General features: G+C 58.9%; 18 protein-coding genes. 10 read left to right on the forward strand and 8 right to left on the reverse strand.

Annotation, left to right across the window (positions count from 1 at the left end):
- The coding region (locus tag EDB94_RS19685; RefSeq protein ID WP_260312635.1) for a CPBP family intramembrane glutamic endopeptidase at positions 1-495 on the forward strand (495 nt) is incomplete at its 5' end.
- On the opposite strand, the gene EDB94_RS19690 is transcribed toward EDB94_RS19685, so the two are convergent.
- From EDB94_RS19690 to EDB94_RS19700, 3 genes are read right to left on the reverse strand one after another with little or no spacing between them, the layout of a single operon-like run.
- Positions 486-905 (reverse strand): DUF2721 domain-containing protein, encoded by a 420-nt coding sequence (locus EDB94_RS19690; RefSeq protein ID WP_008176008.1) that lies wholly within the window; start codon positions 903-905, stop codon positions 486-488. The two genes, EDB94_RS19685 and EDB94_RS19690, sit on opposite strands and share 10 nt — an antisense overlap.
- Positions 906-942: 37 nt before the next feature.
- Positions 943-1,296, reverse strand: coding sequence for a gamma-glutamylcyclotransferase (locus EDB94_RS19695; protein WP_062785440.1), 354 nt, complete (start codon positions 1,294-1,296; stop codon positions 943-945).
- Between the two features lie 21 nt (positions 1,297-1,317).
- Positions 1,318-2,199: a LysR family transcriptional regulator ArgP gene (locus EDB94_RS19700; protein WP_108019457.1), complete on the reverse strand. Its 882-nt coding sequence runs from the start codon at positions 2,197-2,199 to the stop codon at positions 1,318-1,320.
- 88 nt (positions 2,200-2,287) lie between these two features.
- On the opposite strand from EDB94_RS19700, the gene EDB94_RS19705 reads away from it, so the two are divergent.
- Together EDB94_RS19705 and EDB94_RS19710 are read left to right on the forward strand one after the other, a co-directional pair.
- Positions 2,288-2,893 (forward strand): LysE/ArgO family amino acid transporter, encoded by a 606-nt coding sequence (locus EDB94_RS19705; RefSeq protein ID WP_108019455.1) that lies wholly within the window; start codon positions 2,288-2,290, stop codon positions 2,891-2,893.
- Positions 2,894-2,992: 99 nt separating this feature from the next.
- On the forward strand, positions 2,993-3,466 hold the full coding sequence (locus EDB94_RS19710) for a DUF4442 domain-containing protein (protein WP_108019453.1): 474 nt from the start codon (positions 2,993-2,995) through the stop codon (positions 3,464-3,466).
- Between the two features lie 20 nt (positions 3,467-3,486).
- Here EDB94_RS19710 and EDB94_RS19715 read toward each other — a convergent pair whose 3' ends face one another.
- Entirely contained in the window at positions 3,487-3,987 is a 501-nt protein-coding gene (locus tag EDB94_RS19715) for a C40 family peptidase (protein ID WP_108019452.1), read from the reverse strand.
- Positions 3,988-4,161: 174 nt separating this feature from the next.
- Between EDB94_RS19715 and EDB94_RS19720 the strand changes: the two genes are divergently transcribed.
- Positions 4,162-5,190 carry an Acg family FMN-binding oxidoreductase gene (locus EDB94_RS19720; protein WP_108019450.1) on the forward strand — a complete coding sequence of 343 codons (1,029 nt, stop codon included), beginning with the start codon at positions 4,162-4,164 and terminating at the stop codon, positions 5,188-5,190.
- Positions 5,191-5,204: 14 nt separating this feature from the next.
- Here EDB94_RS19720 and EDB94_RS19725 read toward each other — a convergent pair whose 3' ends face one another.
- From EDB94_RS19725 to EDB94_RS19735, 3 genes are all read right to left on the reverse strand, one after another.
- On the reverse strand, positions 5,205-5,585 hold the full coding sequence (locus EDB94_RS19725) for a ribbon-helix-helix domain-containing protein (RefSeq protein WP_108019469.1): 381 nt from the start codon (positions 5,583-5,585) through the stop codon (positions 5,205-5,207).
- Between the two features lie 50 nt (positions 5,586-5,635).
- Complete coding sequence (locus EDB94_RS19730) at positions 5,636-6,205, reverse strand: DJ-1/PfpI family protein (RefSeq protein ID WP_108019448.1); 570 nt, start codon at positions 6,203-6,205, stop codon at positions 5,636-5,638.
- An 86-nt stretch (positions 6,206-6,291) separates the two neighbouring features.
- Positions 6,292-6,960, reverse strand: coding sequence for an SOS response-associated peptidase (locus EDB94_RS19735; RefSeq protein ID WP_008175999.1), 669 nt, complete (start codon positions 6,958-6,960; stop codon positions 6,292-6,294).
- 72 nt (positions 6,961-7,032) lie between these two features.
- On the opposite strand from EDB94_RS19735, the gene arfB reads away from it, so the two are divergent.
- Positions 7,033-7,446 (forward strand): alternative ribosome rescue aminoacyl-tRNA hydrolase ArfB, encoded by a 414-nt coding sequence (arfB, locus tag EDB94_RS19740; RefSeq protein ID WP_108019446.1) that lies wholly within the window; start codon positions 7,033-7,035, stop codon positions 7,444-7,446.
- Here arfB and EDB94_RS19745 read toward each other — a convergent pair.
- Positions 7,443-8,513: an alpha/beta hydrolase gene (locus EDB94_RS19745; RefSeq protein WP_104270217.1), complete on the reverse strand. Its 1,071-nt coding sequence runs from the start codon at positions 8,511-8,513 to the stop codon at positions 7,443-7,445. The two genes, arfB and EDB94_RS19745, sit on opposite strands and share 4 nt — an antisense overlap.
- 106 nt (positions 8,514-8,619) lie before the next feature.
- On the opposite strand from EDB94_RS19745, the gene EDB94_RS19750 reads away from it, so the two are divergent.
- The 5 genes from EDB94_RS19750 to EDB94_RS19770 all read left to right on the forward strand — a co-directional run bounded on the left by EDB94_RS19750 (position 8,620) and on the right by EDB94_RS19770 (position 12,681).
- Positions 8,620-8,946, forward strand: coding sequence for a DUF2007 domain-containing protein (locus EDB94_RS19750; protein WP_014576365.1), 327 nt, complete (start codon positions 8,620-8,622; stop codon positions 8,944-8,946).
- A gap of 66 nt (positions 8,947-9,012) precedes the next feature.
- Complete coding sequence (locus EDB94_RS19755; RefSeq protein WP_108019444.1) at positions 9,013-9,705, forward strand: SDR family oxidoreductase; 693 nt, start codon at positions 9,013-9,015, stop codon at positions 9,703-9,705.
- A 29-nt stretch (positions 9,706-9,734) separates the two neighbouring features.
- Positions 9,735-10,493: an SDR family oxidoreductase gene (locus EDB94_RS19760; protein WP_108019442.1), complete on the forward strand. Its 759-nt coding sequence runs from the start codon at positions 9,735-9,737 to the stop codon at positions 10,491-10,493.
- Between the two features lie 4 nt (positions 10,494-10,497).
- A complete protein-coding gene (thpR, locus tag EDB94_RS19765) occupies positions 10,498-11,040 on the forward strand; it encodes an RNA 2',3'-cyclic phosphodiesterase (RefSeq protein WP_108019439.1) in 543 nt (180 codons plus the stop codon).
- 72 nt (positions 11,041-11,112) lie between these two features.
- Positions 11,113-12,681 (forward strand): bifunctional GNAT family N-acetyltransferase/carbon-nitrogen hydrolase family protein, encoded by a 1,569-nt coding sequence (locus EDB94_RS19770; protein ID WP_108019437.1) that lies wholly within the window; start codon positions 11,113-11,115, stop codon positions 12,679-12,681.
- Positions 12,682-12,704: the final 23 nt, after the last annotated feature.

The following is a 12,704-nucleotide window of genomic DNA, read 5'->3' on the forward strand; positions in this document are numbered from 1 at the left end:
GGAACTCAACTACGGGGTCAATCTATCAACCATCTGAGGGTGGTATCAGGTTGGTGGGGTGAAGGTGCCCCATCAACCATTAAATCCGTATACCCGGAAAACCTTGAGCGGCAGATGCAAGGTTTGTATGACTTTGCCTCCAGCTACTCCCCGGCTGTACTCATTCTGCTATCCCTCCTGGCCGGAGTCGGTGAGGAACTGTTATTCCGGGGCGCACTCCAGGGCTGGCTGATGACAAAGACGGACCCTGTAACGGCCGTGCTTGCGGCATCGGTGTTGTTCGGTCTGGTGCACTATGTCTCATTTACCTATTTTCTGGTGGCTACCGGCCTTGGCATGGTTCTGGGGGCGGCCTACCTGTTATCCGAAAGCCTTGCTCTGGTCATGGTCTGGCACGCCCTTTACGACATGATTGCCCTGTTTTGTCTGCTCCGGTTTCCGCGCTGGTTTGGTGTCCGGGTCGTGAATTCCGGCGCAAACAGGCCTCACGAATAGTCGACATCTTCCCGGCCGGCACTCTTGCGGGCCTCAAAGCTGGCCAGCTCGACATTGATGGCATTGGTTGAGATCTGGATTTCGTACAGCGAGTACAGCAGCGAGAAAGACAGCAGTACCAGGCTGGCGCCAAACGCGATCACCCCTGGCAGATCGGCACCCAGGAAAAGCAGGAACATGGAAACCGTACACAGGAAGAAACTGAGTACGCCGAACGCCTGCATGCGTTTGGTCAGCACAATCCGTTTGCGCAGCATGCCGATCTGTCGGGCAATCAGGGCGTGGTCTTCCTCGGTGTCCATCTGCTTGAGTTGGCGGATCAGCTGCGCCAACACCAGAAACCGGTTGGTGAAGGCCAGCAACAGCAGTGAAATCGCCGGGAAGAGCAGGGCAGGCGTTGTCAGGTCCAATCTGGTGTCCTTATGGTGAAGGTGTGTGGGCTATGGTCTACCAGCTCCCGGAGCGCAGCCGCTGGATCGTTTTAACCGGCCGATTGTAAATGTACACCCAGGCAGACCCGTGGCGAGTGTCCATGGTCTGGCGGATATACAGGCTGCTTTGCGGGCGTTCAGGAAAGAAGTCTTCCAGTTCGTCCAGTGCTTTCAGCATCGTATCGGTAACCGCATAGACTTCCACGCGGACGCCCGGGGAAGGTTCCTCTATGGCACCCGGGTAGGGGCCCAGGTGATACAGGCTCAGTTCGGGCATCCAGTCTGTCCCGACAAACCGGGCGCCCCGCAGAATATGGCTGTTGTTCCGGCCACGTTTCAACGTGCCGTAAACCGCCACAAGGTGCTTCACTCTGATCGTTGCTCCCCCTGTTTACACGTTTGAATTCAACGTGGCCGCAGACCGCAAGGCGTTGGTCAGGCGGTCCATCACGCCGCCGCCATGGCGCCAGAAGTGCCAGTATAGCTGCACTTCCAGGGTTTGTTCAGGCGCGATGCTCACCAGGCGCCCGGCAGATATTTCCGGGCGGGCCTGCATTTCCGGAATCATGCCATACCCCATGCCGGCCAGCGCCAGTTTCACAAAACCTTCCGAGGATGGGCAAAGGTGGTGAGGGAAGGTGCCGTGATACCCGCACTGGGCCAGGAACCGGTGTTGCAGCTGGTCATTCGGCCCGAAAACAATGGCCGGGGCATTCTTCAGGCTGGTTTCGCTCAGGCCTTTCCCGAAGTATCGGTGCACATAGTCCGGAGTTGCCAGTGGCATGTAGGTCATGGTGCCAATGGGCACGCAGCGGGCACCGGCAACAGGCTGGGGGCTACTGCACAGGCAGGCAGCCACATCCCCTTCGCGCATCCTGCGAAGGCCAATGTCCTGGTCCTCGACCACAAGATCCAGCAGCAGGGTCTCCTCCGCGCAGAAGTTGCCTACCGCGGCCGCCCACCAGGTGGCCAGGCTGTCGGCATTCAGCGCGATGCGCAGTCTCGCTGTGGGTTCCGAGAGTGCCGGGATGGACTTGGTCAGGTCGCGCTCCAGCAATTGCACCTGCTGAACGTGGTTGAGCAGACGCTGTCCGGCCGGTGTGGCCTTGAGTGCCGGGCTTCGCACCAGAACCGGCTGTCCGAGCCGGATTTCAAGGGTGCGAATTCGCTGGGAAATGGCCGACTGGCTCAGCCCGAGCGCCAGGCCGGCACGTTCGAACCCTCCGCACTCAATGACCGTCGCCAGGGCTTCCAGCAATTTGTAGTCAATCATAAGTAAAACTGATGCAGCATTATGAGTATGAATTTCAAGTATAGCTGGGAAGCGGTAACCTTGCGCCATTCATTAAGGAGAGATTCACGTGCTTGAGAGTTACCTGACCGGTCTGATTGTGTGTGGCGGCATTATCGTGGCGATTGGTGCGCAGAACGCCTACCTGCTGAGCCAGGCAATACGCCGGGAACATCATTGGTGGTCAGCCGGGTTGTGCATAGTGGCCGATATCACCCTGTTTACCCTGGGCATGTTCGGCATCAGTGCTGCCCTGATGGCCATGCCAGAGGCCCTGGAGATTCTCCGGTGGCTGGGTGTGGCCTTCCTTGGCTGGCTTGCGATTCAGTCCTTCGTTCGCGCCAGCCGCGGCAGAGCGGTTCTTGAAGCGGGTGAGGTAACCAAACGAAGCCTCAAAGCCGTGGTGTTCACGACCCTGGCAGTCACTCTGCTCAACCCTCAGGTTTATCTGGATACGCTGCTGTTGATTCCTGCCATCGGAGCCCAGCAAGAGGACGCGACCACCTTTGTGGCCGGTGCGAGCAGTGCCTCGATTCTCTGGTTCGGCCTGCTTGCCTGGGGCGGCTCGGCGCTGGCGCCCATTCTCTCCCGGCCGCTGGCCTGGCGGATTATTGATGGTGTCATTGGAATCATGATGGCCGCTATCGCCCTGCATCTCACGTTCAGTGGTCTTTAATATTCAAACGGTCGTATGAATTTCTTGCATCGGCGCGCGTCGGGTTGGAAGATAGCGTGCTACTGAATTTGCAGTCATTTATACCATCGAGGATGTTTGATGAACGCCACTCTACGTCGCTGGCTTGCCAGTGCCGGGGCCATGCGCCGTGTTCTTTCCACGTTTGCTCCCTATATCGGTGCTGGAATCCGGGTGACCCACATTGCTGAGGATTTCAGCTCGGCCCGGGTGGAGATGGGCCAGCACTGGTACAACACCAATTACGTGGGCACGCACTTTGGCGGTTCGCTCTACAGCATGGTTGATCCCATGTACATGCTGCTGCTGATGCGACGGCTGGGCAATGAATACATCGTGTGGGATAAATCGGCGAGTATTGATTTTATCCGTCCCGGCAAGGGCAAGGTGATGGCACGCTTTGAATTGACCGATGAGCGTGTTGAAGAGATCCGCGCCACAACGGCAAACGGAGACAAAATGCTGCCAGAGTGGGACGTGGATATTGTTGATGAATCCGGTGAGCTCGTCGCGCGCGTCCACAAAGTACTCTATGTGCGCCGGAAAAAGCGTTGAAGCGGGTTATTCAGCCTGGCTCAGTCAAAGCGTCTCGCTTCGGTCAGGCGGCCTTTCCAGTAGTAGCCGCTGATCGAGGACTGGATTACGCCGGCCGATGTTGATGCGTGGATAAAGCGGTCCCCGCCCATGTAGATACCGGCGTGTTGTTCCTTTCCGCCAATCCGGAAGAACACCACATCGCCAGGTCGAATCTCGCCGGGATGAACCACGTCACCACTGGCAAGCATTTGGGTCGTTGTCCTGGGCAATTGTTTGCCCAGACCTTCCTGGTAGGCGGTAAGAATGAATCCTGAGCAATCGAAGCCGTTGCCGGAGGTGCCACCGTATTCATAGGGGGTGCCCCGGTAACGCTCGAACACCTGCCAGAGTTTTTGGGCCTTTTCCGAACTGGATGCGTCGACAGGAACGGTCTGTAGTCCAGGCGTAGAACCCGACTGCAGCTTTCCGCTACTGGCGCAGCCGCCGAGCGCAAGCGCCACGAATGCCAGAAATAAGATGTTTCTGAAGGAATAACGCATCTCAGACCCTGTGCAAGTTTTCACTGTCTTCACTTTAATTGTCGCGCCCGGGAATGTCAGGTTACGGAGCGTGAGATTTTGTTGATGCGGCTCAACGAAGTCGCCGGGCATCACCGGCTATCTTTTCCTTTCACGCAGGAATAGTCTGTCACGAGACCATTCGGGAGAGCTGCAATGAGCGAAGGAACACGCAACACCCCCATACCGCGAGACACCCTGGCGGCCATCCTCGAGAGCGCAACATTGGCGCCATCAAGCCACAACACCCAGCCCTGGCGATTTGAACTGGGCCAAACCGGGATTTCCCTGTTTGCGGACCGGTTACGGGCATTGCCGGTCAACGACCCCGACGACCGGGAACTCACCATCAGCTGCGGGTGTGCCCTGTTTAATCTTCGGATTGCCGCTGCTCATGCAGGATTCAATACCGAATGCCAGCTTTTGCCGGATCCGGGCGACGAGGATCTGCTGGCGACTGTCTCGTTTTCACCGGTATCCGGGGAGGAGGGCCGGCAAACGGAACTGTTCCGGGCGATTGCCAGGCGACGCACCTATCGCAAGCGTTTTGAGTCAAAGCAGGTGCCTTCCGAGGTGCTGGGCATCCTTGAGGAGTCGGCGGAGACCGAAGGAGCATGGTTCCAGGTTCTGGAATCGGAGCATGCGCGTCATCAGGTGGCCGATCTTGTGGCGGAGGGCGACGCTGCCCAGTGGTCCAACCCGAGCTGGCGAAGGGAGCTGGCTGCCTGGATGCATCCCCGCCGCAAGGGTGACGGTTTGACGGTTCCCGGCATGGTTGCGCCCGTGGCCCAATTGGTGGTGCGCACATTTGATATGGGCAACGGCGTTGGCGCCAAGGACCGGCAACTGGCGGATGAATCACCCGTGATTGCTGCGTTGGGAACGGCCGGGGATGGCGTAGAAGACTGGCTGAAGGCAGGGCAGGCGCTGGAGCGGGTTTTGCTCCGGTCCCTGGGGCAGGGGCTGCAGGCTTCCTATCTGAACCAGCCAATTCAGGTCGCCGTGCTTCGCCCGAAACTCCAGCACCTCCTTGGGCGTTCGGGTTTCCCGCAGATTTTGCTCAGGTTGGGTTACCCGGCGACAGATTTGCCCGCGGCTCCGAGGCGGAATCTTCAGGAGGTTGTAGAAACCGCAGACACCCGGGATATCAAGGCAAAACAGGCGGGTCGGGGACGCCAGCGCTGACTGGTCTCCTCTGATCAGTGCCTGGCCTTGGTTACCACCTCCGGTGTTGCCGGCTCACTGGATTTGCTGGCAAGAATGCGGTCTGCATCCAGCGAGGCAATCGGAACCCGGGTATCCCGGGGAACGTCGCCGCTCAGCTGGAGCTCCAGATAGCGGAGCGCACACACCCGAAGGAAGGACGTGAAGTTACCGAGGTCGTGGCCGGCATCAATGGATTCGTGGTAAAGCCGTGTGATCATCTGGGGCAGGTTCATGCCATCTCGTTCGGCCAGCTCGGCCAGTACCTGCCAGAAGGCGTTTTCCATTCGCACACTGGTCACCATGCCATCGATTCGCAGGGAGTGGGTCCGGCTGACCCAAAGCTCCGGATCGGCGTTGATAAAGAGCTTGCACATGCGGGCCTCCCTGAGAGCGTGGCGGGGCCGGAGGGCCGGCCCCGTTTGCATTACTGATCCAGCAGCTTGAAAAACTGCGCCAGCCAGGCCGGATGAGCGGGCCACGCAGGCGCTGTTACCAGATTAGCATCGGTGACCGCCTGATCAACCTCGATACCGGCGAACTTGCCGCCGGCCAGTTCCACCTCCGGCTGGCAGGCAGGATAGGCCGAGCATTTGCGCCCCTCCAGAACCCCGGCTGCGGCCAACAGCTGGGCACCATGGCAAATCGCTGCCACTGGCTTGTCAGTCTCGAAAAAATGGCGAACCAGATTCTGTACATCCTGGTTAAGCCGCAGGTACTCAGGTGCGCGACCGCCGGGCACCACCAATGCGTCGTAGTTCGCGGGGTCCAGCCCGTCAAAATCCGCGTTCAGGGCGAACCGGTGCCCCGGTTTTTCGGTGTAGGTCTGGTCTCCCTCGAAATCATGGATGGCGGTGGCAACCGTGTCGCCGGCTTTCTTGTCGGGGCAGACAGCGTGAACCGTGTGCCCGACGGCCTGCAGTGCCTGGAACGGCACCATGGTTTCGTAATCTTCGGTGAAGTCACCGGTAATCATCAGAATCTTTTTCCCGCTCATGGCTGTCTCCTTGTGATTGTCGTGCCAAGTCTGGAAACAGTATCAGCGTCGGTGAAGAAGCGGGTATTAGAGGATTACTACAGGCCTCAGGCTTCCCGGATCAGGTCTGGCGAGTTATGCCTCGGATTATTCACCTCCGGCGAAACGGGAATGGCTTTCAGCTGTTCAGGATCCAGGCGATGGGTCACTGCTCGCAATTGTGTCCGGTCGGTGATTTCCGGATTCAGCCAGTCCCTCAGGCAGGCCGGATCAAGCACCACGGGCTGACGTTCATGGATATGCTTCAGGTGTTCGCTGGCCGGTTCGGTGATGATGGCGCAGGCGGTGGTCTCGTCGCCTTCTCTCGGGGTCCAGAGGCCGGCGAAGAAAATCGCCGGATACTTCCCGGAATTCGCTGGCGTTATGTAGTGAGGTTCTTTCCCATGTTCCGTTTGTTGCCATTCGTACCAGCCATTGGCCGGTATCAGGCAACGGTGATGGGCAAAGGCGTCCCGGAAGTATTTTGATGTGGCTGCTGTTTCTGCACGGGCATTGATCGGAGCCGGCGCTTTCTGATCCGCCCAGGCCGGCCGGAAGCCCCAGTGGGAGTGAGCCATGATCAGGCTGCCGTTCATGCTCATCCGGATCATGGGAATACCTGTGCCGGGAGGGATGTTGTAGCCGGGGTCAAAATGCCCGTCCACCTCCATGCCCTCGGGAAAAAACTCGAGGATCAGGGTGTCGGGTGGGGTATAAAAGGTGAATCGTCCGCACATGATAACTGGTTGTTCCTCACACAAATCCCGGTGCTGAAAGCCCACGGTTCTGGATTCTGTTAACCTTAGCAGATGCTGAAACTATCCAACGCTGTTGAACTTGCTGACTGGGAAATCGAAATCACCCAGATCCGGGCCCAGGGTGCCGGTGGCCAGAACGTGAATAAAGTCGCCTCCGCGGTGCACCTGCGCTTCGATATTCTTCACTCCTCTCTGCCACCGTTCTACAAGGAGCGACTGATGTCGCTCAATGATCAGCGAATCAGCAAAGAAGGTGTGCTGATCATCAAGGCGCAATCTTTCCGAACCCTGGAGTTGAACAAGGAGGATGCGCTGGAGCGGCTGAAAGAGCTGATCCAGGAGGCCGTCAAACCCCGCAAGGCCCGACGTCCCACCAAACCGACCCGGTCCTCACAGCGCAAGCGTGTGGACAAGAAAACCAAAAAAGGTAAAACCAAGGCCCTGCGGGGCAAGGTCCAGGTTTAGGCCGAAGCCTGTTCGCTACCCCGGGACTCCAGCTGCTCCAGGAAAGCCCTGATGTCATCGAAAGCCTCCTCCGCTTCCGGAAGTAAGGGCACAAAGATCTGCCATACGTGCACCATTCCCGGCCAGGTATGAAGGGTAACCGGAGAACCTGCTGCTTCTGCCCGCGCGGCGTAACGCCGCGCGTTGTCCAGCAGCATCTCGGTGTCGCTGGCCTGTATCAGCGTTGGGGGCAGGTCCTTCAGATTCCCGCGTAATGGTGAGGCGACAGGGCTGGTCGGGGAGACCCGGAATGCCGCCAGTGTGGCCCACCAGATGACCGGCAGTGGGATTTTCGACAGGCCACCAAACACAGGCCCGAGCAGTGGATCGGTACCGATGTTGTTGCGGTTGCTCGGCGCGGTCAGGGTCAGATCGGTGGATGGTGAGAACGCGATGGCGGCATCCGCCTGGCGCAGGCCATTGTCACGAATCCACGCAATCAGCCCGAGAGTATGGCTACCGCCGGCAGAATCCCCGGCGACCACCATGAAATCAGCCGGTTCGGCGCCATCAGGGCCGTGTTTCAGGAGCCATGTATAGGCTTCGCGGCAATCCCTTACACCGTCCATAAACCGGTTCTCCGGCATTAAACGGTAGTCCAGTGCGAACACTGCGGCTCTGGTTATCTGCGATAAACGGTCGGTAATGGCCCGATGGCTTCTGGGGCTGCCAGCGGCCCAGGCGCCACCATGAATGTACAGGATGCGGCGGCGGGTATCACATCCCGGGGCGAGAACCCATTCGCCACGGGGTGACTCGCAATGGCGCAGCTCAGAGGCCAGTTCGATGCCTTCACTCAGCCCGTCCATGTGTTTTCGGAGTGCCATCAACCGCGCCTTACCGCGCAGGCCTTTTGAAGATTGCCCCAGCTCGCGGATGCGTCCCAGCACTTCCCGGTTGGCTTCGCTGGGTGTTGCGTCTTTGATCGGGTAATCATCCCGATCCAGATGAGACAGATCCTCAAGCCGGAACAGAAGCAGGGTTGCGGCAACGATGAACACGATGATGGCGAGAATAATCCAGAGCATGGTCGATCCGTATGTTATTGGCCCCACCGGGCAGGTCGAACTATCCTTCAAATGATACTCGCAGATTTGTCCCGGTTCTGCCCGGAACGGTCACAGAAGGAGTCGCGTGTTGCAAATAGCCTATCGGGCCAGAGACATAACCGAAGCCCACATTGTGGCTGGTCTGTTGGAAGCCAACGGTATTGAGGCCCATGTCGGAGGCCATTACCTTCAGGGTGCCATGGGTGATATTGGTGCCGCGGGCTTCAGCAACGTGCATGTCGATGATGAGGATCTCTACCGGGCGCGGCAACTGGTGTCCGAGTATGAGCAGACGTCAGGCAGCAGTCTCAGCCGGGCTGCCAGCGACCAAGAGGACCGCCCCGACCACTACGCCCGCTGGTTTCTGTTGGCCCTGGCCATCGTCGCTCTCATCCTGCTGCAGATCTACTGACTGATCGGTCTGGGGTCACCGGGCGTAGCCCTACCCACACTTCCCAAGCAACAGGAGAAAAAGCTTATGGCAGATCAACCTGTAATGCTGATTACCGGCGCGTCGTCAGGCATCGGCGCGGAAACAGCGCGAGCGGCCGCGAAACAGGGCTATCGGCTGGTTCTGGCCGCGCGCTCTGAAGACAAACTCAAAGGCCTGCAGCAGGAGCTGGGTGGCGAGGAAAAGGTGTTGACGGTCCAGTGCGACGTCCAGAGCGGTGATGACCAGAAAAACATGGTCGACCAGGCCCTGAAAACCTTTGGCCGCATTGATGCGGTGTTTGCCAACGCCGGCCGCGGTGGTGAGCCGGGTGGATTCAGCGGTGCTGACCCGGACGTCTGGAAGGATATGATCCTCACCAATATCTACGGTGTGGGCCTGACCCTCCAGCATTGCATGCCGGCGCTCAAAGAGAGCAAGGGCCACTTGCTGTTAACCGGCTCTGCGGCAGGCCGTGCCACCATTCCCGGTTCCATGTACAGTGCGACCAAGTGGGCGGTAACCGCCATTGGCTATGGTGTTCGTGAGGAGCTTCGAGGCTCTGGTATCCGCGTTACCCTGATCGAACCGGGCATGGTGGACACGCCCTTCTTTGATGAACGTCCTGGCCATGCATTGAAGCCGGAGGACATTGCCAATGCGGTCATGTATGCCGTGGCTCAGCCGGCACATGTCGATGTAAATGAAATTCTTGTCCGGCCCACGCCCAAGGTTCAGTAACCGGTGGGGCGGTCGTAACGGAGGTTGTTTTGAGTCAAACCGATCGCGTCGCATTGGTGACCGGCGGCGCCAAAGGCATCGGCCGGGGCATTGTGCTTCACCTGGCCGCTGCTGGCTGGAAGGTGGCGTTCTGTGACACCGACTGTGCCGTCGGTGAGCGATTGGCCGCCGGTGCCGATCATGCACTGCACTTTCTGCCCGGCGATGTGGCTTCGGAAACCGATGTGGAGCGCATCGTTGCCGAAGCCCTTCGCTGGGGCGGCCGTCTGGACGCGGTTATCAATAATGCCGGAATCGCCAACCCCGAGACGGGGCCGATTGAGGAACTGAGCCTGGATCAGTGGCAGCGCCGCCTGGACGTGAACCTGACCGGGCCGTTCCTGGTCACCAAGCATGCGGTGCCGCACCTTCGAAAAACGAAAGGCGCTATCGTTAATATGGCCTCCACAAGGGCGCTTCAGTCCGAGCCGGACACCGAGGCATACGCCGCTACCAAGGGTGGCATTGTGGCACTCACTCATGCCCTTGCTGTGAGCCTGGGGCCCGATGTCCGCGTTAACTGCATCAGTCCCGGCTGGATCGATACCCGGGCCTGGCAGGGCGGCGCAGAGCCGGTTGAACCGCTTTCCGAAAACGACCACCTCCAGCACCCGGCGGGCAGGGTAGGGCAGCCTGGGGATATTGCCTCCCTGGTGGCCTACCTCATTTCGCCCGAGGCCTCGTTTATCACTGGCCAGAATTTTGTGGCCGATGGCGGCATGGTGCGCAAGATGATCTACGAGGAATAGAGCGTTGCCACGGCTTTTTTTCGGGCTGGAGCTTCCGGCTGAAATAAAGGCCCGGTTGCTGAAGGTCAGATCACCGGTGACAGGCGCCAGATGGCAGAGTGCTGAGCAATTGCACATCACCCTCCTGTTTCTGGGGAAGGTGAGCGGGGAAGGTCTCGAAGCCGTAGCCAGTTCAGCCCTTGAGATAGATTCGGAATCCTTCCCGCTCGAGGTTGCCGGCGTTGATTGTTTCGGCCAGCCCGAAAGGCCGAAGAATCTATGGGCCGGTGTTCAGCCGGCGGCACCGGTGGCTGCGCTGCACCAGACTCTCGGGCGGCGACTGGAGAGTCTGGGCTTTGTGGCTGAACGTCGGGCATTTCGCCCGCACATTACGCTGGCCCGTTTCAAACGCCAGCCGGGTTCTGTTGAACCGTTGTTGGTTGAATATGGTGACAATGGATTTGGCCAGTTCCAGGTTACTGAATTTGTGCTTTTCGAAAGCAAACCTGGCCCGGCCGGTTCCGTGTATTCAGTGGTCGATCGCTTCTCCCTGCGCAACGCCGGATAGCCGATTTGTCTTGACGAATCCCTGTCGTCCCAACAAAGATGAGGGGAAATCAACGCCTTTCCTGAGGTGTCTATGTGCCCCCCGTTTTCCGATCCTGATCAGCGTCTGTACGTCCGCAATGCCACGCTTGCAGATATCCCAGGCATCATCCAGCTCAGTCGCCGGGTTTATGAAGGCACGGGCATGTATGGCTATACCAAGGGTCCGTTGACCGGGCAGATCAATACCTTTCCCGACGGCCAGTTTGTTGCCATGCTCGGAGACACCGTGGTCGGCTACTGCGCCACGTTCCGGATCGCGGAAGAGATCGCACTCGCTGCCCACGACTGGACCTCCATCACCGGTAACGGTTATGCCTCGCGGCATGACCCGGAGGGGGACTGGTTGTACGGGATGGAAGTCTGTGTTGATCCGGAATGCCGGGGTTACCGCATTGGGGAGCGGCTCTACAACGAGCGCAAGCAGTTATGCCAGGCCCTGAACCTGCAGGGAGTGGTGTTTGCCGGCCGTTTGCCGAGCCTGCGCCAGCGGCTGAAGAAGTTCACGAGCGTCGAGGAATATGTGGAGGCCATTCGAAGCAAGGAACAGAAGGATCCGGTGCTTTCCTTCCAGCTTCATCAGGGCTTCGAAGTGCACGGAATTATTCCGCATTATCTCGATGCCGACCACGATTCCATGGGCTATGGTATTCATCTGGTCTGGCGTAACCCGAAAGTACCCCAGTCGGAGAACAACGGCCGTCGGAAGCGCTACGGTCAACGCATGCGCGATACCGTGCGAATCGGCACGGTTCAGTACCAGCAACGCCCGGTGGGATCGTTCGACGAATTCAGCGAGATTGTCCGCTATTTTGTCGATGTTGTTTCCACCTACAAGGGCGACTTCGTGGTGTTCCCCGAGCTGTTCACCCTGCAACTGCTTTCCATCGAAGCCCGCAAGGGCAGCCCCGCGGAGACCTTTGCCGCAGTCACCCACTACGCAGAGCGTTATCGTGAACTGATGCGGGATCTGGCTCTGCGCCACAACATCAATATTGTCGCCGGCTCAACGCCAGTCCGTGAGGAAGACGGCACCATCCGGAATATGGCGTACGTGTTTCTCAGGGATGGCCAGGTGTTCAGCCAGCCCAAGATTCATCCGACGCCGAACGAGGCGTTCTGGTGGAACGTTCAGGGCGGCAACCGGGTCAGCGCCATCGAGACGGACTGCGGCACCATCGGTGTGCTGATCTGCTACGACGCGGAGTTCCCGGAATTGACCCGCCACCTGGTGGACCAGGGCGTGCATATCATCTTTGTGCCTTTCTGTACCGATGAGCGGCAGAGCTACCTGCGGGTTCGCTATTGTTGCCAGGCCAGAGCTGTGGAGAATCAGGTTTACGTGGTGATGTCCGGCAACGTCGGCAACCTGCCGAATGTCCCGAACATGGAAATCCAGTACGGCCAGAGCTGCATCCTGACGCCATGCGACTTTCCCTTCGCCCGGGATGGCATCGCCGCTGACACCGAGCCCAACGTGGAGACGGTTGCCTTTGCGGATCTGCGCCCGGAAGTACTGATCACTGCCCGCAACAGTGGTACCGTTAAAAACCTTCAGGACCGCCGGCACGATCTGTACAGCGTGACCTGGCGTGGTGAGTAAACCGAGCCGACAGGAGCGTCGTT

It is taken from the genome of Marinobacter sp. 3-2 (assembly GCF_003751355.1).
Lineage (GTDB): Bacteria > Pseudomonadota > Gammaproteobacteria > Pseudomonadales > Oleiphilaceae > Marinobacter > Marinobacter adhaerens.